Raw genomic sequence first — 25,650 nt, forward strand, 5'->3', positions numbered from 1 at the left:
GCTCAGAAACCCCGGGCCAGGCGGTAGTAGGCCTGGTTCCAACGGAGCTCGTCGGCAAGCCGCCGGGGGGTGGTGTCGGCGTCGATGACGACCAGCTCGGTGCTGACCATCTCGGCGAGGTCGTGCAGCTCCTCGACCCCGACGGCCTGGGACAGCACCGTGTGGTGCGGGGCGCCGGCGGTGAGCCAGGCCTCCGCCGAGGCGGCCAGGTCCGGCCGGGGCCGCCACACCGCCCGTGCCACCGGCAGCTTCGGCAGCGGGTACGGCGGGGCGACCACGTCGATCTCGTTGGCCACCAGCCGGAACCGCTCCCCCATGTCGGCCAGGCCGAGCACCACCGCCGGGCCGGGCTGGGCGTCGAAGACCATCCGGACCGGGTCCTCCCGGCCGCCGATGCCCAGCGGGTGGATCTCGACGTTCGGGGTGGCCGCCGCGATGGTCGGACAGACCTCCAGCATGTGCGCCCCGAGCACCAACTCCCGGCCGGGGGTGAGGTCGTAGGTGTAGTCCTCCATGAACGAGGTGCCGCCGGTGGTGCCGACGGACATCGACTTGAGCGTGCGCACCAGCACCGAGGTCTTCCAGTCGCCCTCGCCGCCGAAGCCGTACCCGTCGGCCATCAGCCGCTGCACCGCCAGGCCGGGCAGTTGCCGCAGCCCGCCCAGGTCCTCGAAGTTGGTGGTGAAGGCGCGGAACCCACCGGCGTCGAGGAAGTCGCGCAGGCCGGCCTCGATCCGGGCGGCGTAGCGCAGCGAGTCGTGCCGGTCGCCGCCGGAGCGCAGCTCGGCGACCAGGCGGTAGCTGTCGTCGTACTCCTTGACCAGCTCGTCGATGCGGGCGTCGGCGACGGCGTCCACGGCGTCGACCAGGTCGTTGACGCCGTAGGTGTTCACCGAGACGCCGAAGCGCAGCTCGGCCTCGACCTTGTCCCCCTCGGTCACCGCCACGTCGCGCATGTTGTCGCCGAACCGGGCCAGCCGCAGCGACCGCATCTCGGCGTGCCCGATCGCGGCCCGGGTCCAGGCGCCGATCCGGGCGGCGACCCGGGGGTCGCTGACGTGCCCGGCGACGGTCTTGCGGGCGACGCCGAGCCGGGTCTGGACGTACCCGAACTCCCGGTCGCCGTGGGCGGCCTGGTTGAGGTTCATGAAGTCCATGTCGATCTCGGACCAGGGCAGTTCCACGTTGGCCTGGGTGTGCAGGTGCAGCAGCGGGGTACGCAGCGCGTCCAGCCCGGAGATCCACATCTTGGCCGGGGAGAAGGTGTGCATCCAGGCGATCACCCCGACCGCACCCTGCACGGCGGCGTCGCGGCAGACGGCCAGGATCTCGGCGCTGGAGGTCAGCACCGGCTTCCAGACCACCCGGGCCGGGACGGCCGGGTCGGCGTCGAGCCGTTCGGCGATCCGCTGGGACTGCTCGGCCACCTGGCGCAGGGTCTCCGGGCCGTACAGGCCCTGACTGCCGGTGAGGAACCAGACCTCGGCGACCGGGGATGGGTTGGTCATGGGCGTTGCCTTCCGGTGGGACTGGCGAGGGTCACTTGGTACGGATGCCGACGAGGCGTTGGAGCAGGATGAACACGAACAGCAGGCCACCGATGACGATCTTGGTCCACCACGAGTTCAGCGTGCCGTCGAAGGTGATCAACGTCTGGATGATGCTGAGCACCAGCACCCCGAGCAGGGTGCCGAAGACGTAACCGGACCCCCCGGTGAGCAGGGTGCCGCCGATGACGACCGCCGCGATCACGTCCAGCTCCATGCCCACCGCGATCAGCGGGGCCCCGGACAGGGTGTAGAACGAGAGCAGGATCCCGCCGATCGCCGAGCAGAGCCCGCTGATGGTGTAGACCGCGATCTTCGTACGGCCCACCGGCAGGCCCATCAGCAGCGCGGACTGCTGGTTGCCGCCGATGGCGTACACGTTGCGACCCAGCCGGGTGTACGCCAGCACGGCCGCCCCGATCGCCAGCACCGCGAGGGCGATCAGCACGCTGATCGAGACGAAGTTCTCCCCGAGATGGATCCGGTGCTGGGCGGCGGTGGTCCAGAAGCCGTCGGTGATCGGGATCGAGGTGGTGCTGATCCAGGTGCACATGCCCCGGGCGAAGAACATCCCGGCCAGGGTGACGATGAACGGTTGGATGTCGAAGAAGTGGATCACGCAGCCCATGGCGAAGCCGAGGGCCGGGCCGAGCAGCAGCGCGATCAGCAGCACCAGGGCGGGGTGCAGCCCGTCACCCAACAGCGAGGCCGACACCATCGCGGTCATCGCCACCACCGACCCGACCGACAGGTCGATGCCGCCGGTGAGGATCACGAAGGTCATCCCGACCGCGACGACAAGCAGGAAGCCGTTGTCGATGAAGACGTTGAAGACGACCTGGATGTTGGAGAACGCGCGGTACTGGGAGACGCCGATGGAGTACATCACCAGCAGCAGGGCGAGGGTGGCCAGCACCGGCACGTGCCGGGGTGGCACCCGCCACCAGGCACGTCCCGCACGGGCGGCCAACGGGGTCGTGGTCATGCCGGAACCTGCTCCTTCTCTGTGCCGACCGGCTCCACCGGAGTCACCGGGACGCTGCGCCGACGGCGGAACCGCGCCCGGAAGGCCGGGGCCTGGATGAGACAGACCACGATCACCACGACCGCCTTGAACAGCAGTGACGTCTGCGGGTCGATGTTCATGGCGTACACCGAGGTGGTCAGGGTCTGGATGAGCAACGCGCCGATCACGCTGCCACCGAGGTAGAACCGGCCGCCGGCCAGCGCGGTGCCGCCGATGACCACGGCCAGGATGGCGTCCAGCTCGACCCAGAGCCCGACCGCGTTGCCGTCGGCGCTGGAGACGTTCGCCGTCATCATGAACCCGGCGATCGCCGCGCAGGCGGCGCTCACCACGTACACCAGGAAGGTGATCCGGCGGGAGCGGATGCCGGCCAGCCGGCTCGCCTCGGCGTTCCCGCCGACCGACTCGATGATCATCCCGAGCGCGGTACGCCGGGTCAGCACCGCCACCAGCAGGGTCACCGCGAGCGCGATGACGATCGCGAACGGCAGGGTCAGCAGGTGCCCCACCCCGATCACCTTGTAGGGATCGCTGTTGATGGTGATGATCTGCCCCTCGGCGATCAGCTGGGCCAGGCCCCGGCCGGCCACCATGAGGATCAGCGTGGCGATGATCGGTTGGATGCCGATCCCGGCCACCAGGATGCCGTTCCACGCGCCGAGCAGCAGGGCGACCCCGAAGCCGAGCGCCACCGCGGTGAGCACCACGGCCAGGCTGTTCTGGTCGGGCTGCTTGCTGATGTACAGGCAGGCCACTGCACCACTGACGGCGGCCACCGCGCCCACCGAGAGGTCGATGCCGCCGGTGGCGATCACCAGGGACATCCCCAGGGCGACCAGGATCAGCGGGGCGCTGAGCCGGACGATGTCGACGAGGCTGCCGTAGAGGTGGCCGTCCTTCAACTCGACCGACAGGAAGCTCGGCCGGTAGATGACGTTCGCCACCAGCAGCAGCACCAGCACGACCAGCGGCCAGAAGAGCCGGTGACCGGTGACGCCCGTGAGGCGGGCCCGTGCGGTGCTCATGCCGGCACCGTCCCTTCCTGCGAACTGCCGCTGGCGATGGCCTGCATGATGCGGGCCGCGTCGAGGGTGTCGTCGTTGGTGAGCTCGCTGACCAGCCGCCGGTCGCGCATCACGGCGACCTTGTGGCTGAGCCGGAGCACCTCCTCCAGCTCGGCGGAGATGAACAGCACCGCCATCCCGCCGTCGGAGAGCTGCGCCACCAGGCGCTGGATCTCGGTCTTGGCACCGATGTCGATGCCCCGGGTCGGTTCGTCCAGGATCAGCAGCCGGGGTTCGGTGATCAGCCACCGGGCCAGCAGCACCTTCTGCTGGTTGCCGCCGGAGAGGTTGCGCACCGGCATCTCCGGGTCGGCCGGCCGGATGCTCAACGCCTTGATCCAGTGTTGGACCAGCTCGTCCTGCCGGCGGCGGGGCACCGGCCGCAGCCAGCCCCGGGCCGCCTGCATGGCCAGGATGATGTTCTCCCGCACCGACAGCTCGCCGACCAGGCCCTCGGTGCGGCGGTTCTCGGAGCAGAAGGCGATGCCCCGGTCGATGGCGGCCACCGGGTTGCGGATCGTCACGGGGGTGCCGCCCACGGCGAGCCGGCCGGCGTCGGCGCGGTCCGCGCCGAAGAACAACCGGGCCACCTCGGTACGACCCGACCCGAGCAGCCCGGCCAGGCCGACCACCTCACCCTGGTGGATGGTGAGGCTGAACGGCGCGACGGAACCGGACCGGCCGAGCCCGTCGGCAGCCACCAGCGGGGTGCCCTGTTCGAGTGCCGCCCGGTCCTCGCCGCTGGTCGCCTCGTCGAGGCGTTCCAGGGCGTCGAGCTCCTTGCCGATCATCTTCTCCACCAGCGCGATCTGCGGCAGTTCGCTGGTCAGGTACTCGCCGACGAGCCGGCCGTTGCGCAGCACGGTGATCCGGTCGGCGATGGCGTACACCTGGTCGAGGAAGTGGGTGACGAAGATGATCGCGATGCCGTCGTCGCGCAACTGCCGCATGATCCGCATCAGCTGGGCCACCTCGTCGGCGTCCAGGCTGGAGGTGGGCTCGTCGAGGATCAGCACCCGGGCCTGGATGTCGACCGCGCGGGCGATCGCCACCATCTGCTGCACGGCCAGCGAGTAGCTGCCCAGCAGCTCGGTGACGTCGATGTGCAGGTCGATGCGGGCCAGCAGCTCCTGCGCCCGGCGGCGCATCTCGCGCCAGTTGACCGCACCGAGCCGGCGCGGCTCCCGGCCGATGTAGATGTTCTCCGCCACCGACAGGTTGGGCAGGAGGTTGACCTCCTGGTAGACGGTGCTCACCCCGGCGGCGGTGGCCTGCATCGGGCCGGAGAAGGAGACCTCTGCGCCGTCGAGGGTGATGGTGCCGGAATCGGTGCCGTAGACGCCGGTCAGCACTTTGATGAGGGTGGACTTCCCGGCGCCGTTCTCGCCCATCAGGGCGTGCACCTCACCGGGAAAGAGCCGGAGGTCGACGCCGTCGAGGGCGCGGACCCCGGGGAAGAGCTTGCTGATCGCGGTCATCGTCAGGACCGGATGCCTATCCGACATCCCACCGAACCTTTCCTCGGAAGCGGAGGCCGCCGCGCCGAACGCGGCGGCCTCCGGTCGGATCAGTACTTCCGGTTGGGCAGAGCAGTCTTGGCCTGCTCCTGGGTGAAGGTGGTCTCCTCGGTCTCGACCCGGGCCGGGACCTCCTCGCCAGCCTTGACCTTCTTGGCCAGGTCCATCAGCTGCGGGCCGAGCAGCGGGCTGCACTCGGCGATGAAGTTGAACTTCCCGTCGGCCAGGGCCTGCATGCCGTCCTTGACCGCGTCGACGGTGATGATGGTGATGTCCTTGCCGGGCGTCTTGCCCGCCGCGGTGATCGCCTCCAGCGCGCCCAGGCCCATGTCGTCGTTGTGCGCGAAGAGCACGTCGATCTTCGGGTTGGCCCTGAGGAACTGCTCCATGACCTGCTTGCCGCCGGCCCGGGTGAAGTCACCGCTCTGCGAGGCGACGACCTTCAGGTTGGGGTTGGCGGCGATCGCCTCGGCGAAGCCCTTCTTGCGGTCGTTGGCGGGCGCCGCGCCGGTGGTGCCCTGCAGCTCGACGATGTTCACCGGGCCGGTCGCGGCCGACTTCTCCTTGACCAGCCACTCACCGGCGAGCTTGCCCTCCTTGACGAAGTCCGAGCCGATGAAGGTCTTGTAGAGGCTCTTGTCGGCCGAGTCGACGGCCCGGTCGGTCAGGATCACCGGGATCTTGGCGTCCTTGGCCTCCTTGAGCACGGTGTCCCAACCCGACTCCACCACCGGCGAGAAGGCGATCACGTCGACCTTCTGCTGGATGAAGTTGCGGATCGCCTTGATCTGGTTCTCCTGCTTGCCCTGCGCGTCGTCGAACTTCAGCTCGTAGCCGGCCTCGGTGGCGGCTTCCTTGATCGAGTTGGTGTTCGCCGTGCGCCAGCCGCTCTCCGCGCCGACCTGCGAGAAACCGATGACCAGCTTGCTGTTGCCGCCGGTGCTGCCGCTGTCGCCGTCGGTGTCGGTGTCGCTGTTGCCGCAGCCGGCGAGTCCGCCGGCCAGCAGGCCGACGGCGAGCATCGCGCCGAGGCCGCGCCGGGTGAGGGTGATGCCGGTCTTCGCCATGTGAAGACTCCTTGTACGGGGATGAGGTGGGGGATGGGGTGCTACTACGGGGGAGGACCGGCCGGCACGGCACGCCGGGCAGGCCGGACCTTCCAGGGGTTGGTGCATCGGGTTGCGGTGGATCGACCGGACCCGCGGGGCGGGCCGGTGGCGGGTACGGGCCAGGTCGGGGGTTACGGCCCCGGCTGCCCGTAGACGTTCTGGTAACGGTCGTAGAGTGAGTCGATGTCCGCCCGGGCCATCGGCACGGGCGTGCCGAGCGTCCGGGCCAGGTGGGCGGTACGGGCCACGTCCTCGCACATCACGGCGGCCTTCACCGCCGCGCGGGCGTCCCGGCCGATGGTGAACACGCCGTGATTGCGCATCAGCACCGCCGGTGAGCGATGCCCGGACAGGGTCGCCACGATGCCCTTGCCGATGTCGTCGCCGCCGATGAGCGCGAACGGACCGACCGGGATCTCGCCGCCGAACTCGTCGGCCTGGGCGGTGAGGTGGCACGGGATCGCCTCGCCGCAGGCGGCCCAGGCGGTGGCGTACCCGCTGTGGGTGTGCACCACCCCGCCGACCTCGGGCATCGCCCGGTAGACGTAGGCGTGGGCGGCGGTGTCGCTGGACGGGGAGAGGTCGCCGTCGACCACCACGCCGTCGAGGTCGCAGACGATCATGTTGTCGGCCCGCAGGTCGTCGTAGGACACCCCGCTCGGCTTGATCACCATCAGCTCCCGGCCGGGCACCCGGGCCGAGACGTTGCCGGCCGTCCAGGCCACCAGGTTGTAGCGCACCAGCTCGCCGTGCAGGGTGGCCACCTGCTCGCGCAGCCGGGCCACCTCGGCGTCGAGGTCGAGGGTCATGCCGGCACCTCCAGGGACTCGATGGTCGTCTCGGCCGACGGCGCGACGGCCGCCTGGCGGGCGGCGTTGCGGATGGCCCGCAGCCGCAGCAGCACGTCGTCGCCGCCCCGGCCGAAGTGGTCGTGCAGCCGGCGGTACTCGGCGTAGAGCGCGTCGTAGGCGCGGGCCCGTTCCGGGTCGGGCCGGTACACCTCGCGGTCCACCCGGCCCATCGCCGCCGAGGCGGTCGGCACGTCGGGGTACGCCCCGGCCGCGACCGCCGCGTGGATCGCCGAGCCCAGGGCCGGCCCCTGCGCCGAGCCGATGATGCCCAGCGGACGCCGGGTCACGTCGGCGTAGATCTGCATCAGCAGGCTGTTGCCGGTGAGCCCACCGGCCACGATCAGCTCGTCGACCGGGACTCCCGCCTCGGCGAACGCCTCGATGATCATGCGGGTGCCGTACGCGGTGGACTCCAGCAACGCACGGTAGACGTCCGGCGGGCGGGTGGCCAGGGTGAGCCCGACGAGCACCCCGCTGAGGTCGTGGTTGACGAGCAGCGAGCGGTTGCCGTTCCACCAGTCCAGCGCCACCAGCCCGTGCGCGCCGACCGGCTGCGCGGCGGCGGCCTCGGTCAGCGCCTCGTGGGAGGCGTACCCGGCGGGGGCGGCGTGCTTCACGTACCAGCCGAAGATGTCGCCGACGCCGCTCTGGCCGGCCTCGTAGCCCCAGGAGCCGGCGCTGATCCCGCCGTCGACCACCCCGCACATGCCGGCCACCTCGGCCCGCTCGGTGCCGTTGACCACGTGGCAGGTGGAGGTGCCCATGATGGCGACCAACCGGCCGGGGGCCAGCGCCTGCGCGGCGGCGGCGGTGACGTGGGCGTCGACGTTGCCGACAGCCACCGCGATCCCCTCCGGCAGCCCGGTCCAGGCGGCGGCCTGCGCGGTCAGCCCACCGGCCCGCGCACCCAACTGCGCCAGCGGCCCGTCGATCTTGGCGACGAAGTCGGCGAAGCCGGGGTTCAACGCGGCCAGGTAGGCCGCCGACGGGTAGTGCCCGTCCTGGAGCAGTCCCTTGTAGCCGGCGGTGCAGACGTTGCGGGTCTCGACGCCGCAGAGCTGCCAGACGATCCAGTCGGCGGCCTCGATCCACCGCTCGGCGCGGGCGTAGACCTCCGGGTCCTCCTCCAGCAGTTGCAGGCCCTTGGCGTACTGCCACTCGGCGGAGATCTTGCCGCCGTAGCGGCCGATCCAGGACTCGCCCCGGGCGTGGGCCAGCGCGTTGATCCGGTCGGCCTGCGGCTGGGCGGCGTGGTGCTTCCACAGCTTCACCCAGGCGTGCGGGCGGGTACGCAGGTCGGGCAGCTCGCACAGCGGGGTGCCGTCGGCCAGGGTGGGCAGCACGGTGCAGGCGGTGAAGTCGATGCCGACGGCGACCACCTGGGCGGGGTCGACGCCGCTCTCGGCCAGCGCGGCGGGCACCGCCTGGCGCAGCACCTCGCGGTAGTCGTCCGGGTCCTGCAACGCCCAGTCGGCCGGCAGCGGCCGACCGTCGACGGCGAGCGTGGTGTCCATCACCGCGTGGCGGTACTCGTGCACCGCCGTGCCCAGCTCGGCGCCGTCGCCGACCCGCACCACCAGCGCCCGACCCGACAGCGTGCCGTAGTCGACGCCGACGACGTACCGGTCCTGCGGCTTCGCGCCTGCATCCATGCCGTTCTCCGTTCAATCGTTGGGGGCAAGTGTTAGCGCTCACATGGAATCCGTCAAGGCGCTTCCATGTAACACTGCCGTAACCATCTCTGGCAGCCCCTGCACAGGGTCCACGGCCACCGTCCCGACCAGCCATCGAGCGGTCGACATGCGTCGAGCAGGTGAGCGGTCACATCCGTTCGGCCGGGTGGGCTCTTGACACACCTCCACGGCCGGTTCCAGACTTCGGGGCGATCCGGAGGAGGCCACGTGAGGATCGTCGACGCCCGGGTCATCGTGACCTGTCCGGGCCGCAACTTCGTCACCCTGAAGATCGTCACCGACGAGGGGGTCACCGGCGTCGGTGACGCCACCCTCAACGGCCGGGAGCTGGCCGTCGCGTCGTACCTGCGCGACCACGTGGTGCCGCTGCTGATCGGGCGGGACCCGGCCCGGATCGAGGACACCTGGCAGTACCTCTACCAGGGGGCGTACTGGCGACGCGGACCGGTGACGATGAGCGCGATCGCCGCCGTGGACACCGCGCTGTGGGACATCAAGGGCAAGGTCGCCGGCCTACCGGTCTACCAGCTGCTCGGCGGCCGGTCCCGCGAGGGGGTCACCGTCTACGGGCACGCCAACGGCGAGACAGTCGAGGACGTGCTGGTCGAGGTCGCCCGCTACGTCGACCTCGGCTACCGGGCGGTGCGGGTGCAGTGCGGCGTGCCGGGGCTGCCGAAGACCTACGGGGTCAGCGCCGACAAGCTGTTCTACGAGCCGGCCGACGCCGCCCTGCCCAGCGAGGCGACCTGGTCCACCGCGCGGTACCTGGCCCACGTGCCGACCGTCTTCGCCCGGGTACGCGACGAGTTCGGCCCGACCCTGCGGCTGCTGCACGACGTGCACCACCGGCTCAGCCCGATCGAGGCGGCCCGGCTCGGCAAGAGCCTGGAACCGCACGCGCTGACCTGGATGGAGGACCCGGTCCCCGCCGAACTGCCGGAGGGCTTCCGGCTGATCCGCCAGCACACCACCACCCCGGTCGCCGTCGGCGAGGTGTTCAACACCGTCTGGGACGCCGCCCAGCTCATCCGGGAACAGCTCATCGACTACATCCGTACCACGGTGGTGCACGCTGGCGGGATCACCCACCTGCGGCGCATCTTCGACCTGGCGGCGCTGCACCACGTGCGCAGCGGCTCACACGGGGCGACCGACCTCTCCCCCGTCTGCATGGCCGCCGCCCTCCACCTCGACATCGCCATCCCCAACTTCGGGCTGCAGGAATACATGCGGCACACCGACGCCACCGACGAGGTCTTCCCGCACGGCTACCACTACGCCGACGGCTACCTGCACCCGGCGGAGACCCCCGGCCTCGGGGTGGACATCGACGAGGAGGCGGCGGCCCGCTACCCGTACGCCCCGGCGTACCTGCCGGTGAACCGGTTGGAGGACGGCACCGTCCACCCCTGGTGAGCCGGGCCACCACCGGGCCACCGGACGGTCAGCGCAGCTCCTTGACCCGGATCAGGTTGCCCGCCGGGTCGCGGAAGGCGCAGTCGCGCACCCCGTACGGCTGGTCGATCGGCTCCTGGACGACCTCGGCGGCACCGGCCTGCACCGTCTCGAAGACGCCGTCGAGGTCGGGGGTGGCCAGCATCAGCCAGCCGTAGGTGCCCTTGGCCATCATCTCGGCGATGGTGCGGCGCTCCTCGTCGGTGACGCCCGGGTCGACGGCCGGCGGCGCCAGCAGGATCGACGTGCCGGGCTGGCCGGGCGGGCCGACCGTGATCCAGCGCATCCTGCCCGACCCGACGTCGTTGCGGACCTCGAAACCGAGGATGTCGCGGTAGAAGGCCAGCGAGGCGTCCGGATCGTCGTGCGGCAGGACGCAGGTGTCGATGGTGAGATCCATGCTGATCACGCTAGGTGATGACCGGTGCGGGCGCTTCTCGATTCCTGACCGGCCGGGTCACCTGTTTGGTCAGACACGGCGGCGGCTCCGCCGATCCGGGCGTCGACGACGCCCGGTAGCTGCTCGGCGGGACGCCGACCAGCTCGGTGAAGCGGGTGCTGAAGGTGCCCAGCGAGGCGCAGCCGACCGCGAAGCAGACCTCGGTGACGCTGAGGTCGCCCCGGCGCAGCAGCGCCATCGCCCGCTCGATCCGCCGGGTCATGAGATAGGCGTAGGGTGACTCACCGTAGGCGCGACGGAACTGCCGGCTCAGGTGCCCGGCCGACATGTGCACGCCCCGGGCGAGCGCCTCGACGTCCAGCGGCCGGGCGTACTCCCGGTCGATCCGGTCCCGCACCCGGCGCAGCCGGGCCAGGTCGCGTAGCTGCTGCTCCGGGGCGGATCTGCTGGTCATCCCGTGATCGTGCCACGGCACGCCGGCACGTCGCGCGGCATCCGGTCAGTGGATACGGCGGCCCCGGGCGTCGGGTACCCCGGACTTGCGGAAGAAGTACGTGTTGACCTGGTCGCGCCACTCGGTGGCGCAGCGCAGCTGCTCGTCGAGGCGCTCGGCGACCCGGTCGTGCACCGCCCGGTCGATCATCCCGGCGAGCCGGGCCCACCGCTCCCGCATCGCCACCACCTCCTCCACCCCGGCGAAGTGGGTGTCGTAGATGTGCTGGATGACCGTGGACCCGCTGTGCAGGACGTGGGAGTACGGGACGTGGTGGAAGAAGAGCAGCAGTTCGTCCGGGCAGCGCTCGGGTGACTCGTACACCTGGGACCAGGGGGGCGGGTACTGGCCGGTGAAGCCGGTGCCGGTCGCCCTGGTCCGGTCCACCCCCACGCCGTCGCGGTCGGCGAAGTGGTAGGTGCCCCACCGGCTGTACTCGTAGCCGTCCACGCTGGGCCCGTAGTGGCCGGCCGGGTTCACCATGAAGCCGACCCCCAACGGGGCGGTGTACCGCTCGTAGGTGCGCCACGAGTCGTCCAGCACCGCGTGCAGCGTCGCGCGTACCAGGTCGGGGTCACCGACCGTCGACGCCGGGAAGGTCAGGTCGATCCACTCGTCGAGGATCGCCACCGGATCGAGGCACGGATCCCAGGCCAGTCGGCCGAAGGCGTACAGGTTGGCCTGGGCCAGCGGGTGCCCGCACCAGAACGGGTCGTCCCCCACGTTGGCGACGGCGACCAGGTCACCGCCCCGGCGGGGCTGCGGGCCGGGCACGTCCGCCAGCACGTCGGCGACGGTCCGCTCCGGCGGCCCCCACGGCCGGAAGCCCAGCACCTCGCGCCACCACGGCGCGAGGTAGCAGGCGTGCCACTGCTGGCCGGTGTACTCCTGGGTCACCTGCAACTCCACCGCCAACCGGGTGGCCGGCATCGCCGCGATCACCGGCGACACCGGCTCCCGGGGCTGGAAGTCGACCGGGCCGAACTTCACCTGGAGGACCACGTTGTCGGCGAACCGGCCGTCCAGCGGAGCGAAGTGGTCGTACGCGGCGCGGGCCCGGTCGGTGCGGCGGTCCCGCCAGTCCTGCCGGTGGTCGTAGACGAACGCCCGCCAGTGCACCACTCCCCCGTGCGGGGCGAGCGCGGCGGCGAGCAGGTTCGCGCCGTCGGCGTGGTCCCGCCCGTAGGTGAACGGGCCGGGTTGCCCCTCCGAGTCGGCCTTCACCACGTACCCGCCGAAGTCGGGGATGCGCGCGAAGACCCGTCGGGTGGTGTCGTGCCACCACTGCCGCACCTCGTCGTCAAGGGGGTCGGCGGTGGGCAGGCCACCGAGGACGACGGGGGCGGCGAAGGTCACCGACAGGTGCACCCGGACGCCGTACGGGCGCAGCAGGTCGGCGATCTCGGCCACGTCGTCGAGCCGGTCGGTCAGCAGCCGCGCCTCGGTGACGCCCACGTTGACGTTGTTCACCGAGATCGCGTTGACCCCCGTCGAGGCCAGCAGCCGCCCGTACGCCCGCAGCCGGTCCCGGTCGCCGCGGGGGCCGCCGTCACGCCAGAAGATCGAGCCGCCCGCGTAGCCCCGTTCCACCTGCCCCGATCCCGGATGTACGGCGACGTTGTCCCAGTGGTCGAGCATCCGGCGGCGCAGGGTGGGTCGGTGCGCCCGCGTCGGGCGGTCCCCGGTGAACGCGGCCTCCCCGGCCCGGACCAGGTGGAACAGTCCGTAGAGCAGCCCGGCCGGCGCGTCGGCCAGCACCACCGTGACCCCGTCGACCCGGCTGCACAGGAAGCCCTCGTCGCCGAGCGGCCCGGCGTCGCCGACAGGTGTCGCCGTCGCCCCGGCCGGCACCGCCGACGGCAGCGGATCCGCGCCACGCACGGCGAGCACCAGGTCGACGGGGCAGCCCGCCGACGAGCCGCCCGCCGACGGACCGCCCGCCGACGGACCGTCCGCCGACGAGCCGGAGCCCGCGCCGACGCCGGTCCGGCCGGCCCACCCGCCGTGCCCGGCACAGGCCCGCACGACCTCGTCGAAGACCGTGTCCACGAGCGGACCGGCGCCGTGCACAAGCACCCGGCGTGCCCCCAGGGCCCGGAACGCCTCAGGTGGCAGCCAGGCGGCGTGCGGTACCGGTGCGGTACCGGCCGCTCCGTCTCTCGTCGGGCCGCCCGCAGCGGCATCCCGGGCCGTGACGCTCCCGCTCATCCGGTGAAGTCCTTCCGCACGATGTCGATCATCGGAGTGCCGATCCGCAGGTAGGCCAGGGCGAACAGCCCGGCCAGCAGGACCAGCGATGCCTCGGAGAAGAGCACGGTGAGCGCCCCCGCGGCGGCCAGCAGCAGCAGGGTGCCGAGGGTTACGGCGGGGGTCCGAACCAGGAAGTACAGCGCCAGCCGCAGCACGTCCCGGGTCCGGAAGGTGAACAGCGAGGCGATCACCAGGGCGTTGCCGGCGACCAACGTGGCCCCGACGGCCACGCCGACCAGCGGCACCGCCCAACCGGTCGGGACGGCAGCGGCGGGCAGGTGGGTGAGGTTCACCCCGATGACGGTCAGCCACAGCAGCAGTGGCACCCAGATCCGCAGCACCTGCGGCAGGTTGGCCCGGTAGCCCTGCCGGAACCGCGCGGCGGGCCGCAGGTCGGTCAGGTCGGGGCGCTGGTGGTGCAGGGCGTACAGGGCAGCGGAGACCGCCGGGCCGACGGGCAGCAGGCAGAGCGCGACAAGCGGCAGGTTGCTGGCGTCGCGACCGAGCAGGAGCAGCGGCACCAGGCCGGGCAGGGCGGCGAGCGTCAGCAGCAGCCCGACGACGAGCACCGTGTACACCGACGCGGCGGCCCGGGACAGCGGGCCGTCGCCGAACTCCCGCCAGGTCTGCGCGCTCACGGCCGGTCGTCCCGGTCGGCCGGCGCGGTCCGCTGCCCGGTGCCGCCGAGCAGTCGGGCGTCGTCCCACCACGGCGGGGTCTCGTCGCGCACCGGGGCCAGCTCGACCAGGGTGACCTCGTGCCGGGCCAGGGTGAGGTCGAGGTCGACCCGGCCGGCGGTGACCGGCAGGGCCCGGTGGGAGCGGGCCGGTTCGGCGGCCTCCCGCAGGGTGTCGAGCTGACCGGGTCGGGGGGATCGGGGCCGGCCCATCTCGCACCAGGCCGTCCAGGCGTTGCCGGCCTCCTCGTCGACCGACGAGCGGAGCTGGAAGGCCGACGTGGTACCAGGTGGACCCACCGGCACCGACAGGGTCAGGGGGTGCCGGTCGGGCACCGGCTCGTGGCCTGTCACGTCCACCGGGGCCCAGGCCAGGACGGCGACCCGACCGTCGGGATGCCGGGTGACCAGGTGGTCCGCCCCGCGCGCCAGCACCTCGTCGCCGAGCCGGGCCATGAAGGCGTACAGGTGGTAGGTGGGCTTCTTGAGCTGGCGGTGGGTGAGCAGGCCGAACCCGCCGTGGAACAGCGCGGTCGGCACCCCCGTCTCCTCGAACATGTCGCTGAACGTCCAGTACGCGAAGGAGTCGACCAGGTCGCCGCCCGCCGCCAGCACCGGGGCGAGGTACGCGGCGTGGAACGCCGTGTCGTGGATCGGGTTGTCCGGCCGGTAGGAGGAGTTGAACTCGGTGATGTGCACCGGCAGCTCCGCCAGCGCGGTGCCGGACAGGTGCCGGCGGGGCGCGGCGAACTGCTCCAGCAGCGACGACGCCGGGGCCAGGGTCTGGTGGGTGCCGAAGGGCACGTGCTGGGCGGGGCCGGAGGTGTAGGCGTGCCGGCTGACGAAGTCGACAGGCACGTCGTGCGCGGTGACGAAGTCGGCGAAGGGCTCCAGCCAGTCGTCCGCGCCGGGCGAGATCGCCGGACCGCCGACCTGCAACCCGGCGTCGACCTCCTTGACGGCATGCGCGGTGACCTCGTAGAGCCGGTGGTAGGCGTCCCGGTCCGCGCCCTGCCAGAAGTCGGGCAGGTTCGGCTCGTTCCACACCTCGATCGGCCAGCCCCGTACCTCGTCGAGGCCGTACCGGTCGACCAGGTGGGCCACGGTGGCGCGGACCAGGTCGGCCCACTCCGACCAGCAGCGGGGCGGGGTGACGTTGCCCTGCCACCAGAACACCGTCTGGTCGCCGGAGGCCAGCGCGGTGGGCATGAACCCCAGCTCCACGAAGGGGCGGATGCCCAGCTCGAGGTAGGCGTCGACGACCTGGTCGACGTACGTGAAGGAATGGTGCACCCGACGTTCGCCCCGGTGCTGGTAGGGGCGGTGCACGCCCACGCCGTCGCTGAGCAGGCCGTGGCCGCGGATGTGCCGGAAGCCGATGTCGCGCTGGAGCAGGGCCAGCGACTCCTGGTAGTCGCGGCGCAGGGCCAGTTCGAAGCGCCCGGTGCCGACGCAGTGCCGCCAGGCACCGGTGAGCCGGCCCACGGGCTGGGCGGGAACGGTGATCCGCATCGTCGTCGTCCTCCGGTGGTCGCCGTGCCGGTGCCGGTGACCGGTCCGGCCGGGCCTGTGGCGGGGCCCGGCCGGACCGGGTCGGTCAGCCGTTGTCCTTCTGGAACCGCTCGTGCGCCTTGTTGACCAGGCCGATGTACTGGTCCGAGTTCTTGGCCTTCAGCTCACCGAGGTAGGCGTCCCACTCGGTGAGCGGCCGCTGGCCGAGGATGAACTTCAGCGTGTTCTGGGTGACGTGGTCCTTCAACGGGGTCTCCCACAGCGACACCTGCTCCCGCTCCTCGTCGGTGAGCGGGGCCGGCGGGTCCACCGGCAACGGCGGCCGGGCGTTCATCACCTTCTGGAACTCCAGTTCCTCCGGGGAGAAGAACGACTGCACCAGGTCGAGCTTGCCGCCGTAGGAGAACACCCCGTTGCCGAAGCCGAAGTCCTTCTGCAGGTGCTTGCTGCCCTTGGGGTTGAGCCCGATCATGTCGACGTCGGGGGCCAGGGTGTACTTGCCGGCGGGGTCCTTGGTGAAGGTGGTGCCCTCGACGCCCCACTTGGCGAACTCCTCGCCGGCCTCGGAGTAGTACAGCCAGTCGATGAACTGCATCATCGCCACGAAGTTCTTGCTGTCCCGGGCCTTCTTGGAGATCATGATGCCGTTCTCCAGCCGGCTGGCCGGGTTGATCTCGCCGGCCGGGCCGACCAGCATCGGGATCTTCGTCAGCTTGGCGTTCGGCTGGGTCTTGGCCAGGTCGGGCCGGTACTCGTTGACCAGGCTCTGGGCGTTGCTGCCGATGACGAAGGACTTGCCGTTGGCGAGCTTCTGCCGGGCCTGCTCATCGGTCTGGGTGAAGCTCTCCGGGTCGAGCAGCTTCTCGGCCACCAGCTTGTTGAGGTACACGATCACCTGCTTGTACTGCTCGGTGGCACCGGTGTAGACGAACGTCTTCGCCGCCGGATCCCAGGTGGCGGGGTTCCAGCTCCAGCCGGTCCGGATACCGTGCGCGGCGCCGACGATGCTCAACAGTTCCCCGCCGGGGTTCGGCTTGCTCCACCGGTCCGAGTACGGGTAGGAGTCGGGGTAGCGTGCCTTCATCGCCTTGAGCACGGTGTACAGCTCGTCCCAGGTTTTGGGGATCTGGAGGTTGAGCTGCTGGAGGATGTCGGTGCGCACCGCGATCGAGTACTCCGCCCAGGGCTTCTCGTGCAGGCCGGGGAGGAGGTAGAACTTGCCGTCGGACTGCCGCAGCGTGTCGAACTCCGGCTGGAGGTTCCACTTGGCGATCTTGTCCTTGAGGTGGGGCATCAGGTCCAGGTAGTCGCTCACCGGGAGGATCGCGCCGGAGGAGACGAAGGCGTTCTCCTGCGGGTGGTAGGTCTTCGGCATGATCAGCGGGGCGTCGCCGGCGCCGATCAGCAGGCTGCGCTTCTGCTCGTAGTCGCTCAGCGGCACGGCCACCGGTTCGAGCTTGACGTTGGTCCGCTTGGTCAGCTCCGACCAGAACAGCCAGTCGTCCTTGAGCGGATAGTTCGGGTGGTTGTTGTAGAGGATGGAGAAGGAGAGCGGCTCGGTCGCCTTGAACTGCGTGTCGAGTCCGTAGTCGGCCATCGCGCCGGCCCGGTTTCCGGACAGGTCCTTGGCCTCCGGAGCGTCCTCGGAGCAGGCCCCGACGAGGGTGAGGGTGAGCAGCCCGGCAGCGGCTATCGCCACGCGGCGCCACGTCCTGTGGAACATGGCTCGTCCTTTCGATCAGGTGGTGGGGGGTGGGGCGGGGTGGAGCCGTCGGCCGGGCTACCCCTTGACCGCGCCGAGCATCACGCCGGACACGAAGAACCGTTGGATGAAGGGGTAGACCGCGAGGATCGGCAGGGTGGTGAGCACGATGGTCACGGCCTGGATGGTGGCGGCGGCCTGGACCGCGTCGGACTGGGCGACGCCTCCGGCGGACTGCGCTCCGGTCGCCCCGGCGATGAGGTTGCGCAGGTAGACCGTGACCGGGAGCAGGTCCTGTTGGTCGAGGTAGAGGAACGCGGTGAACCAGGAGTTCCAGAAGGACACCGCGTAGAACAGCACCATGGTGGCGATGATCGCCTTGGACAGCGGCAGCACGATCCGCAGCAGGGTGCCGTACGTGCTCAGCCCGTCGACGGCGGCGGCCTCCTCCAACTCGACAGGCAGGCTCTCGAAGAACGCCTTCATCACCAGCAGGTTGAACACGTTCACCGCGTTGGGCAGCACCACCGCCCAGATGCTGTTCTTCAGCCCCAGGCTGGTGATCAGCACGTAGTTGGGGATCAGCCCGCCGGAGAAGAACATGGTGAACACGGCGATCCCGACGAGCACCCCGCGCCCCTTGAGCTGGTGCTTCGACAACACGTACGCGTAGCAGGTGGTCAGCACGATCGAGATGGCGGTGGCCACGACGGTGTAGACCACGGTGTTGCGGTAGTTCGTCCAGAACATCGGGTCGGACATCACCAGCCGGTAGGCGGTGAGGTTGAAGCCCTGCGGGACGAGGTTGACCTTCCCCGCGATGATCGGTGCCTCGTCGCTGAGCGACCGGGCCACGATGTTGACGAACGGGTAGAGCGTCACGATCACCACGAGGGTCAGCACGACGGCGTTGACCGCCTGGAACACCCGGTAGCCCCGGGTCGGGCGGATCCCGCGCCGGCGGCGGGCCCGCGGGGCGTCAGCCGTCTTCGGGCCGGCCGTGCCGGGGGCCACGGTCACCACAGGCTCGTCCCCACCGTGCGCCGGGAGATGGTGTTCGCCCCGAGGACCAGGATCAGCCCGATCACCGCCTCGAACAGGCCGATGGCGGCGGCGTAGCTGAAGTTGCTGGACTCGAAGCCCAACCGGAACAGGTACGTGGAGATCACGTCGGCGGTCGGGTACGTCAACGGGTTGTACAGCAGCAGGATCTTCTCGAACCCGACCGCCATGAAGGTGCCGATGTTGAGGATCAGCAGGGTCACCATCGTCGGCCGGATCCCGGGCAGCGTGACGTGCCAGGTCTGCCGCCAGCGGTTCGCCCCGTCGATCCGGGCCGCCTCGTACAGGTTCTCGTCGATGGTGGTGAGCGCCGCCAGGTAGAGGATCGTTCCCCAGCCGACTGTCTGCCAGACCTCCGAGGAGACGTAGATGGCCCGGAACCAGCCCGGCTGCTGCAGGAACGGCACGGCCTCCCCGCCGATCCCCCGGACCACCTGGTTGACCGAGCCGTCCATCGACAGCAGCTGCATCACCATCGCCGCCACGATCACGATGGACAGGAAGTGCGGCAGGTAGGACACCGACTGGACGAACCGCTTGAGCCGGCGGGCCCGGACCTCGTTGAGCAGCAGCGCCAGCACGATCGGCAGCGGGAAGCAGAACAGCAGGGTCAGCGTGCCCAGCACCAGGGTGTTGGTGAACACCTGCCAGAAGGTCGGGTCGGCGAGGAACAACCGGAAGTACCGCAGGCCCACCCAGTACTCGCCGAAGACGCTGCCGCCGGGGCTGAACCGGCGGAACGCGATCACGTTGCCGATCATCGGCAGATACCGGAAGACCAGGAAGAACAGCAGCGGCAGGACGGCCAGCGAATACAGCTGCCAGTCCCGGCGCAGCGCCCGTCGCCAGGGTTGGCGGCGACGCCGTCGGGGGCCCGGGGTGGCGGGTGCCGGGGCCGGCGGCGGTGGCCGCAGCGTCTCGGCGGTCATCCCCGGGCCTCCTGTCCGGCGTGCGGGTCGGTCGCGGCGGGCTCGACCCGTACCGACGTGAGCAGTTGCCGTCGGACACCGACCTGCCGTTCGACGCCGGTCAGCCGCAACGGCACGGTCGCCACGACCTCGCCGCTGGACCGGCCGAACCGCAGCTCGACGTCACCGGGTTCGACGACACGCCGGCCGTCGCGCCCGGTGAACGAGGCGAGGTCGGCCGGTACGGTGAAGCTGACGTGTGCCGCCGCGCCGGGGTCCAGCGGCACCCGGGCGTAGCCGACCAGCCGGACCACGGGTCGGGTGGTCTGCGCGACCGGGTCGTGCAGATAGAGCTGGACCACCTCGGTGCCGGCCCGCTGCCCGGTGTTGCGCACGGTGATCCGTACCGTCGTCTCGCCGTCGACCGGCCAGGCCGGCGGCCCGTCGGGATCGGTGCCGGCCACCGCCACCGGATCGGTCCAATCGAAGGTGGTGTAGCTCAGCCCGTGGCCGAACGGGTACGCCGGGGTGGGGTCGATCGAGGACACCTCGGAGCGTCGACCCAGCGGCGGCGTCAGGTAGGTGCCCGGCAGGCCACCGGCGTCGCGGGGGACGCTGACCGGCAGCCGCCCGGACGGGTTCACCGCGCCGGTGAGCACCTCGGCGAGCGCCTGCCCGCCACGTTGGCCGAGGAAGAACGCCTGGACGACGGCGGCGGCGCGGTCGTACTCCGGACCGAGCGCGTAGGGCCGGCCGGTCATCAGCACCAGGACCACCGGGGTGCCGGTGTCGAGCACGGCCCGGACCAGCTCCGCCTGGACGCCGGGCAGCCGCAGGTCGGGCGCGTCGCAACCCTCGCCGGAGGTGCCCCGGCCGAACATGCCGGCCCGGTCGCCGACGGCGAGCACGCAGACGTCGGCCCCGGCGGCGGCGGTGACCGCCGCCCCGATGCCCGAGGTGTCCCCGCCGGTGATGGCGCAGCCCGGCTCGTGCAGGAGCTGCGGAACCCGCCTGGCGAGTTCGTCGCGCAGCGAGGGCAGTTCGAGGCCGAGCCCGTGGTCGGGGTGCCGGACGCCGACGTGGTTGGGGAAGGAGTAGCAGCCGAGCAGGGCCATCGGGTCGTCGGCGACCGGTCCGACCAGGGCGACCCGCAGGTCGGTGGCGAGCGGCAGCACGCCGTCGTTGCGCAGCAGCACCACCGACTCGCGGGCCAGCCGGACGGCGACGTCCCGGCTGGTCTCGTCGTCGAGCCGCAGCTCCGCCACGTCCTCGGGCAACTCCTGCCAGCCCTCGTCGAGCAGCCCCAGTTCGATCTTCTGGACCAGCACCCGGCGCAGGGCGCGGTCGATCAGCGTCTCGTCGATCTCGCCGGCCCGGACCGCCGCCACCAGGGGTTCGCCGAAGGCGTCCACGGTGGGCAACTCCACGTCGATTCCGGCCCGCAGGGCGAGCCGGGCGGCGTCGGCGGCGTCGGCGGCCACGCCGTGCAGGGTCTGCAGGAAGCGCACCGCGAAGTAGTCGGCGACGACGGTGCCGGTGAAGCCCCACTCGTCACGCAGCAGCCCGGTCAGCAGCTCCTCGTCGGCGGCGGCGGGCACGCCGTCGATCTCGGCGTACGAGTTCATCACCGAGCGGGCCCCGCCGAGGCGCAGCGCCATCTCGAACGGCGGGAGGATGACGTCGGCCAACTCCCGGCGGCCCATCGACACCGGGGCGAGGTTCCGACCGCCCCGGGAGGCGGAGTAGCCGGCGAAGTGCTTGAGGGTGGCGACGATGCCGGCCCGTTCCAGGCCCCGTACGTACGCCGCGCCGGTCGTGCCGACCAGGTACGGGTCCTCGCCGATGGTCTCCTCGGTACGCCCCCAGCGGTAGTCCCGGGTGACGTCGAGCACCGGGGCCAGTCCCTGGTGGACGCCGGCGGCCCGCATCGACCGGCCGATCCGGCCGGCCATCTCCTCGACCAGGGCGGGGTCGAAGGACGCGCCCCAGCCCAGCGGGGTCGGATAGACAGTCGCCCGCCAGGCGGCGAAGCCGGTGAGGCACTCCTCGTGCACCTGGGCCGGGATGCCGAACCGGCTCGCCGCGGCGATCTGCGCCTGGGAGGCGGCCAGCGAGCGCGCCCCGACGACGGGGTCGACCGGCGCGGTGCCGAACGGGCGGGTCAGCTGGCCGAGCCCGTGCCGGATCAGGGTGCCCCACGGCGGACCGTGGTCGATCATGTCGGCCTGGTGCGGGGCGACCCCCTCGCCGGAGGCTTCCGCGCCGACCCAGACCCCGACGAGCTGGGCGATCTTCTCCTCCAGCGACATCAGCGGGACCAGGGCGTCGGCCCGTTCCGCGGGTGAGCGCCGGGGATCTCGCCAGGGCAGGGTGTCGCGCGGTGCCGGACCGTCGTCGACGGGCACCTGACTTCTCATGCCACACCCCTCACCTTCGACCGCTCCCCCGTCCCGCGTCGCACCGACCGAAGCGGGGAATCGGAGGGGGTCCGAAAATTTCGTAAACAGCTCGTTGCCTTTTTCGGGCAACTTAGGAGGCGTCGATGGCGCATGTCAAGGGCCTCAGATCGGATATATACGAGCGCTCTTCCCGGAACGGGCATTCACCTTCATCAAAATCTTTCATCGACGCCGGTCCCAAGTTTCGGCGTGGGCGTGCTAGAGTCCTCCGAAACTTTCGGAAGCGCCTGGTAAGGCTTCGATGACCGCGTCCCGTCCGCTCACCCCGCAGGCCCCGGCCACCATCGCCACCATCGCCGAGGAGGTCGGCGTCTCCGTGGCGACCGTCTCGAAGGTCCTCAACGGGCGCGCGGACGTCGCCGCCGAGACCCGGGCCCGGGTCGAGGAGAGCCTCGAACGGCACCGGTACCGCCGCCGGATCCGCCGGCAGTCGCTCGGTATCGACCAGATCGACCTGGTCTTCCACGAGTTCAACTCCGGCTGGGCGATGGAGATCGTGAGCGGGGTGGAGGCGGTGGCCTCGGCCGCCGGGCTCGGGATCGCCATCTCCCAGCTCGACGGGGCGCACCGACCCGCGCCGCGCCGGCTGGACGCCCTGGTCGCCCGTCGCCCGCTGGGCCTGCTCTTCGTGCTCTGCCACCCGACCCCACCGCAGCAGCTCCTGCTGGCCGAGCACCGCATCCCCTTCGTGGTCGTCGACACCGACAGCGCGACCTCGGCCCCGGTGCCGACCGTCGGCTCCAACAACTGGAACGGCGGCCTGCTGGCCACCCGGCACCTGATGGAGCTGGGGCACCGGCGGATCGCCGTCATCTCCGGCCCCCGGGACGTGCTGTGCAGCCAGGCCCGCGCCGCCGGCTTCCGCTCCGCCCACGACGAGGTCGGGCTGACCGTGGACACCGCCCTCATGCGCTACGGCAGCTTCTACGTCGACGGCGGGCACGCCCACGGGCTGGAGCTGCTGGCCGCACCCGACCGACCCACCGCGATCTTCGCCGGCTCGGACCTGCAGGCCATCGGCGTGCTCCGGGCCGCCCGTCAGCTCGGCCTGCGGGTGCCCGCCGACCTCTCGGTGATCGGGTACGACGACCTGCCGGTCGCCGGCTGGACCGACCCGCCGCTGACCACCGTGCACCAGCCGCTGCGGGACATGGCCGGCACCGCCACCCAGATGCTGCTGGAACTGGCCCGGGGCGGGGTGGTGGCGACCAGCCGGATCGACCTGGTGACCGAGCTGGTCGTCCGGGAGAGCACCGCACCACCCGCCACCACCCGCCACTGACCCGACGAGGAAACCATGACCCCCCACGACGAACTGCGACGGTACGCCCCGACGGTCGTCGAACCCGTCGACTTCGACGCGTTCTGGCGTACCACCCTCGACGAGGCGCGCACCCGGCCGGTGCTCGTCGACGTCCGCCCGCACCGGACCGAGCTGCGCCTGGTCGACACCTGGGACGTCACCTTCGCCGGGTTCGCCGGTGACCCGGTGCGGGCCTGGTACACCCGCCCGGCCGGGGTCGACGCCCCGCTGCCCACAGTGGTCGAGTACGCCGGCTACGGGCGCGGCCGGGGGCTGCCGCACGAGCGGCTGACCTGGCCGGTGGCCGGGTACGCGCACCTGCTGATGGACAACCGGGGCCAGTCCGGCCTGTACGGCGCGGGCGACACCCCGGACCCGCACGGGGCGCCCGGCGGCCCGTGGCCCGCCACCTGGGGCATCCTCGACCCGCACGACTACCACTACCGCCGGTTGATCACCGACGCGGTGCGGGCGGTCGAGGCCGTCCGCGCGCTGCCCGGGGTGGACCCCGCCCGGGTCGTGGCGGCCGGCAACAGCCAGGGCGGCGGTCTCGCCCTGGCTGTCGCCGGCCTGCGCGACGACCTCGCGGCGGTGCTGACCACCGCGCCGTTCCTCTGCGACGTCCAGCGCGGGATCGAACTCACCGACGCCTCCCCCTACGGCGAGATCGCCCGCTATCTGGCGGTGCACCGGCAGGCGGAGGAGGCCGTCCGGCACACGCTGTCCTACGTCGACGGGGTGACCTTCGCCCGGCGGGCCACCGCCCCGGCGCACTTCGGCATCGGGCTGCGGGACGACGTCTGCCCGCCGCGCACCGGCTTCGCGGCCTACAACCAGTACGGCGCGGCGAACGGCCACGCCGAGGCGCCCTCCCGGCACCTCCACACCTACCCGTTCAACGGCCACGAGGGCGGCGAGGCGTGGCAGGTCGAGCGGCAACTGCGTTGGCTCGAGGCGCTGCTCCGACCGGCCACCGACCACGCGCCCGAGGGGTGGGTCGTCCGTCCGGCAGGTCACCCGGGCATCGTCGCTCACCGATGTTGCTGATGTTAGCGATAACACGATATGGTGCATCCCGGCGGGAGCGCAGGGCACGCTCCGGCTGTGGATCACCGGTTCGTCCACGTCGCGGTCGGTGACCACCGGCACCACACGGCGTCCACGACCAGTGACGAGTCCGGGTTCCTGGTCGTTGCGCGTGGCGCACCGTCCGCCCATCACCTCAGGGAAATCCGCCGGTAAGCGGTGGTCGGTCGCCCGCGAGCCGACGTCCGGGTGGCGTGCCGACGCACCCCCTCGTCCACCCGCCGGACGAGACGGCGACCTCCCGGGACGGTCGCCGCGCCGCACCGGTCCGCACCGCCACCCCAGGGAGTTTCCATGAGCGGCACGAGCTGCCCGAACGCCGGGCCACCCCGGTCCGACCACCCCCACCTCGTCGACACCGCCCCCGCCGGCCGACGGCTGCCCACCATGCGCCGGGGCCTGCGCCTGCTGGGCCTGGCCACCGCCGCCCTGGTGGCCGTGGTCGCCACCGGTTCGGTGGTGACCGCACCCGCGAGCGCCGAGTCCAACGGCGGGGTACGGGTGATGCCCCTCGGCGACTCGATCACCGACGGCTTCAACGTCCCCGGCGGCTACCGGATCGAACTGTGGCAGCGGCTGGTCGCCGACGGCTACCGGGTCGACTTCGTCGGCTCGATGTTCAACGGCCCGTCCAACCTGGGCGACCACGACCACGAGGGCCACTCAGGGTGGACCATCGCCCAGATCGACGCCAACGTGGTGAACTGGCTGCGGGCGACGACCCCCCGCACGGTCCTGCTGCACATCGGCACCAACGACATGTACAACGCCTCCGGCGCACCGGCCCGGCTCTCCACCCTGATCGACAAGATCACCAGCACCGCGCCGAACGCGGACGTCTTCGTCGCCACCATCATCCCGCGCAACGGCACCGAGTCGGCGGTCCGCACGTTCAACGCGGCGATCCCCGGGATCGTGCAGAGCAAGGTCAGCGCCGGCAAGCGGGTGCACCTGGTGGACATGTTCAGCGCGGTGGGCACGGCCGACCTCGCCGACGGCATCCACCCCAACGCCACCGGCTACCGCAAGATGGCCACCACCTGGTACAACGCCCTGCGCGCGGTGCCCGGGAGCCTCGGTGGCAACACCCCGACCACCCCGCCGACGACCGCACCGCCCACCACCGCACCGCCGACCACCGCACCGCCGACCACGGCACCGCCCACCACCGCACCGCCCACCACGCCGCCGGCCTCGGCGGGTTGCCGGGTCGCGTACACGGTGAACGCCTGGAACTCCGGTCTCACCGCCTCGATCAGCGTCACCAACACCAGCAGCACGACGGTCAACGGGTGGGCGCTGGCGTTCACCCTGCCCGGTGGGCAGACCATCACCAGCGGCTGGAACGCCACCTACGCGCCGACGAGCGGGGCGGTGACCGCCCGCAACGTCTCCTACAACGGCACGATCGCGCCGAACACCTCGGTCGACGTCGGCTTCCAGGCCGAGCACACCGGCAACGCCGGCCGACCGTCCGCGTTCACGCTCAACGGCACCGCCTGCACGGTCGCCTGACCGGCCGTCCGGCACCGGTG

20 protein-coding genes are annotated in these 25,650 nt (G+C 71.5%); 4 read left to right on the forward strand and 16 right to left on the reverse strand.

The window, feature by feature from the left end:
• Positions 1–2: 2 nt before the first annotated feature.
• From araA to araB, 7 genes are all read right to left on the reverse strand, one after another.
• Positions 3–1,508, reverse strand: a complete 1,506-nt coding sequence (gene araA, locus AC0AIB_RS22235; protein ID WP_328347764.1) for an L-arabinose isomerase — start codon at positions 1,506–1,508, stop codon at positions 3–5.
• Positions 1,509–1,539: 31 nt separating this feature from the next.
• Positions 1,540–2,532, reverse strand: coding sequence for a galactofuranose ABC transporter, permease protein YjfF (yjfF, locus tag AC0AIB_RS22240; RefSeq protein ID WP_328347766.1), 993 nt, complete (start codon positions 2,530–2,532; stop codon positions 1,540–1,542).
• Positions 2,529–3,599, reverse strand: a complete 1,071-nt coding sequence (locus tag AC0AIB_RS22245) for an ABC transporter permease (RefSeq protein ID WP_328347768.1) — start codon at positions 3,597–3,599, stop codon at positions 2,529–2,531. The genes yjfF and AC0AIB_RS22245 overlap by 4 nt, the downstream gene beginning before the upstream one ends.
• Positions 3,596–5,143: a sugar ABC transporter ATP-binding protein gene (locus AC0AIB_RS22250; RefSeq protein WP_465097413.1), complete on the reverse strand. Its 1,548-nt coding sequence runs from the start codon at positions 5,141–5,143 to the stop codon at positions 3,596–3,598. Before AC0AIB_RS22250 ends, AC0AIB_RS22245 begins: the two co-directional genes overlap by 4 nt.
• A gap of 62 nt (positions 5,144–5,205) precedes the next feature.
• Positions 5,206–6,222, reverse strand: coding sequence for an ABC transporter substrate-binding protein (locus tag AC0AIB_RS22255; protein WP_328347772.1), 1,017 nt, complete (start codon positions 6,220–6,222; stop codon positions 5,206–5,208).
• Positions 6,223–6,395: 173 nt separating this feature from the next.
• Complete coding sequence (locus tag AC0AIB_RS22260) at positions 6,396–7,073, reverse strand: L-ribulose-5-phosphate 4-epimerase (protein WP_328347774.1); 678 nt, start codon at positions 7,071–7,073, stop codon at positions 6,396–6,398.
• Entirely contained in the window at positions 7,070–8,767 is a 1,698-nt protein-coding gene (gene araB / locus AC0AIB_RS22265) for a ribulokinase (RefSeq protein ID WP_465097414.1), read from the reverse strand. Before araB ends, AC0AIB_RS22260 begins: the two co-directional genes overlap by 4 nt.
• Positions 8,768–9,016: 249 nt before the next feature.
• Here araB and manD point away from each other — a divergent pair, with 249 nt between their 5' ends.
• The gene (manD, locus tag AC0AIB_RS22270) at positions 9,017–10,225 is read left to right on the forward strand and encodes a D-mannonate dehydratase ManD (protein WP_328347777.1); all 1,209 of its coding nucleotides are present in this window, start codon (positions 9,017–9,019) and stop codon (positions 10,223–10,225) included.
• A 28-nt stretch (positions 10,226–10,253) separates the two neighbouring features.
• Here manD and AC0AIB_RS22275 read toward each other — a convergent pair whose 3' ends face one another.
• The 9 genes from AC0AIB_RS22275 to AC0AIB_RS22315 all read right to left on the reverse strand — a co-directional run bounded on the left by AC0AIB_RS22275 (position 10,254) and on the right by AC0AIB_RS22315 (position 21,684).
• The gene (locus AC0AIB_RS22275) at positions 10,254–10,664 is read right to left on the reverse strand and encodes a VOC family protein (protein WP_328347779.1); all 411 of its coding nucleotides are present in this window, start codon (positions 10,662–10,664) and stop codon (positions 10,254–10,256) included.
• 10 nt (positions 10,665–10,674) lie between these two features.
• Positions 10,675–11,118, reverse strand: a complete 444-nt coding sequence (locus tag AC0AIB_RS22280; protein ID WP_328347781.1) for a helix-turn-helix transcriptional regulator — start codon at positions 11,116–11,118, stop codon at positions 10,675–10,677.
• Positions 11,119–11,163: 45 nt separating this feature from the next.
• Positions 11,164–13,365, reverse strand: a complete 2,202-nt coding sequence (locus tag AC0AIB_RS22285) for an alpha-glucuronidase (protein ID WP_465097415.1) — start codon at positions 13,363–13,365, stop codon at positions 11,164–11,166.
• Positions 13,362–14,045, reverse strand: a complete 684-nt coding sequence (locus AC0AIB_RS22290) for a hypothetical protein (protein WP_328347785.1) — start codon at positions 14,043–14,045, stop codon at positions 13,362–13,364. The genes AC0AIB_RS22285 and AC0AIB_RS22290 overlap by 4 nt, the downstream gene beginning before the upstream one ends.
• Positions 14,042–15,595 carry a GH39 family glycosyl hydrolase gene (locus AC0AIB_RS22295; RefSeq protein ID WP_328347786.1) on the reverse strand — a complete coding sequence of 518 codons (1,554 nt, stop codon included), beginning with the start codon at positions 15,593–15,595 and terminating at the stop codon, positions 14,042–14,044. Before AC0AIB_RS22295 ends, AC0AIB_RS22290 begins: the two co-directional genes overlap by 4 nt.
• 85 nt (positions 15,596–15,680) lie before the next feature.
• Complete coding sequence (locus tag AC0AIB_RS22300) at positions 15,681–17,318, reverse strand: ABC transporter substrate-binding protein (RefSeq protein ID WP_328347788.1); 1,638 nt, start codon at positions 17,316–17,318, stop codon at positions 15,681–15,683.
• A 57-nt stretch (positions 17,319–17,375) separates the two neighbouring features.
• Positions 17,376–18,317 carry a carbohydrate ABC transporter permease gene (locus AC0AIB_RS22305; RefSeq protein WP_465097416.1) on the reverse strand — a complete coding sequence of 314 codons (942 nt, stop codon included), beginning with the start codon at positions 18,315–18,317 and terminating at the stop codon, positions 17,376–17,378.
• Positions 18,314–19,288, reverse strand: a complete 975-nt coding sequence (locus AC0AIB_RS22310) for an ABC transporter permease (protein ID WP_328347792.1) — start codon at positions 19,286–19,288, stop codon at positions 18,314–18,316. The genes AC0AIB_RS22305 and AC0AIB_RS22310 overlap by 4 nt, the downstream gene beginning before the upstream one ends.
• Entirely contained in the window at positions 19,285–21,684 is a 2,400-nt protein-coding gene (locus tag AC0AIB_RS22315) for a beta-xylosidase/alpha-l-arabinosidase (RefSeq protein ID WP_465097417.1), read from the reverse strand. The genes AC0AIB_RS22310 and AC0AIB_RS22315 overlap by 4 nt, the downstream gene beginning before the upstream one ends.
• Before the next feature lie 283 nt (positions 21,685–21,967).
• Here AC0AIB_RS22315 and AC0AIB_RS22320 point away from each other — a divergent pair, with 283 nt between their 5' ends.
• From AC0AIB_RS22320 to AC0AIB_RS22330, 3 genes are all read left to right on the forward strand, one after another.
• On the forward strand, positions 21,968–23,008 hold the full coding sequence (locus tag AC0AIB_RS22320; protein ID WP_328347795.1) for a LacI family DNA-binding transcriptional regulator: 1,041 nt from the start codon (positions 21,968–21,970) through the stop codon (positions 23,006–23,008).
• Positions 23,009–23,023: 15 nt separating this feature from the next.
• A complete protein-coding gene (locus AC0AIB_RS22325) occupies positions 23,024–24,076 on the forward strand; it encodes an acetylxylan esterase (RefSeq protein ID WP_465097418.1) in 1,053 nt (350 codons plus the stop codon).
• A 426-nt stretch (positions 24,077–24,502) separates the two neighbouring features.
• Positions 24,503–25,630, forward strand: a complete 1,128-nt coding sequence (locus AC0AIB_RS22330; protein ID WP_328348822.1) for a cellulose binding domain-containing protein — start codon at positions 24,503–24,505, stop codon at positions 25,628–25,630.
• Positions 25,631–25,650: the final 20 nt, after the last annotated feature.

This window comes from Micromonospora sp. DSM 43699 (assembly GCF_055517075.1).

Excerpts from the sequence above, each read along its gene's own strand:
- AC0AIB_RS22320 (WP_328347795.1), top strand. The coding sequence starts at position 21,968 with ATGACCGCGTCCCGTCCGCTCACCCCGCAGGCCCCGGCCACCATCGCC.
- AC0AIB_RS22315 (WP_465097417.1), bottom strand. The coding sequence starts at position 21,684 with ATGAGAAGTCAGGTGCCCGTCGACGACGGTCCGGCACCGCGCGACACC.
- AC0AIB_RS22310 (WP_328347792.1), bottom strand. The coding sequence starts at position 19,288 with ATGACCGCCGAGACGCTGCGGCCACCGCCGCCGGCCCCGGCACCCGCC.
- AC0AIB_RS22260 (WP_328347774.1), bottom strand. The coding sequence starts at position 7,073 with ATGACCCTCGACCTCGACGCCGAGGTGGCCCGGCTGCGCGAGCAGGTG.
- AC0AIB_RS22295 (WP_328347786.1), bottom strand. The coding sequence starts at position 15,595 with ATGCGGATCACCGTTCCCGCCCAGCCCGTGGGCCGGCTCACCGGTGCC.
- araA (WP_328347764.1), bottom strand. The coding sequence starts at position 1,508 with ATGACCAACCCATCCCCGGTCGCCGAGGTCTGGTTCCTCACCGGCAGT.
- araB (WP_465097414.1), bottom strand. The coding sequence starts at position 8,767 with ATGGATGCAGGCGCGAAGCCGCAGGACCGGTACGTCGTCGGCGTCGAC.
- AC0AIB_RS22280 (WP_328347781.1), bottom strand. The coding sequence starts at position 11,118 with ATGACCAGCAGATCCGCCCCGGAGCAGCAGCTACGCGACCTGGCCCGG.
- AC0AIB_RS22325 (WP_465097418.1), top strand. The coding sequence starts at position 23,024 with ATGACCCCCCACGACGAACTGCGACGGTACGCCCCGACGGTCGTCGAA.
- AC0AIB_RS22250 (WP_465097413.1), bottom strand. The coding sequence starts at position 5,143 with ATGTCGGATAGGCATCCGGTCCTGACGATGACCGCGATCAGCAAGCTC.
- AC0AIB_RS22300 (WP_328347788.1), bottom strand. The coding sequence starts at position 17,318 with ATGTTCCACAGGACGTGGCGCCGCGTGGCGATAGCCGCTGCCGGGCTG.
- yjfF (WP_328347766.1), bottom strand. The coding sequence starts at position 2,532 with ATGACCACGACCCCGTTGGCCGCCCGTGCGGGACGTGCCTGGTGGCGG.
- AC0AIB_RS22275 (WP_328347779.1), bottom strand. The coding sequence starts at position 10,664 with ATGGATCTCACCATCGACACCTGCGTCCTGCCGCACGACGATCCGGAC.
- AC0AIB_RS22285 (WP_465097415.1), bottom strand. The coding sequence starts at position 13,365 with ATGAGCGGGAGCGTCACGGCCCGGGATGCCGCTGCGGGCGGCCCGACG.
- AC0AIB_RS22330 (WP_328348822.1), top strand. The coding sequence starts at position 24,503 with ATGCGCCGGGGCCTGCGCCTGCTGGGCCTGGCCACCGCCGCCCTGGTG.
- AC0AIB_RS22255 (WP_328347772.1), bottom strand. The coding sequence starts at position 6,222 with ATGGCGAAGACCGGCATCACCCTCACCCGGCGCGGCCTCGGCGCGATG.
- AC0AIB_RS22245 (WP_328347768.1), bottom strand. The coding sequence starts at position 3,599 with ATGAGCACCGCACGGGCCCGCCTCACGGGCGTCACCGGTCACCGGCTC.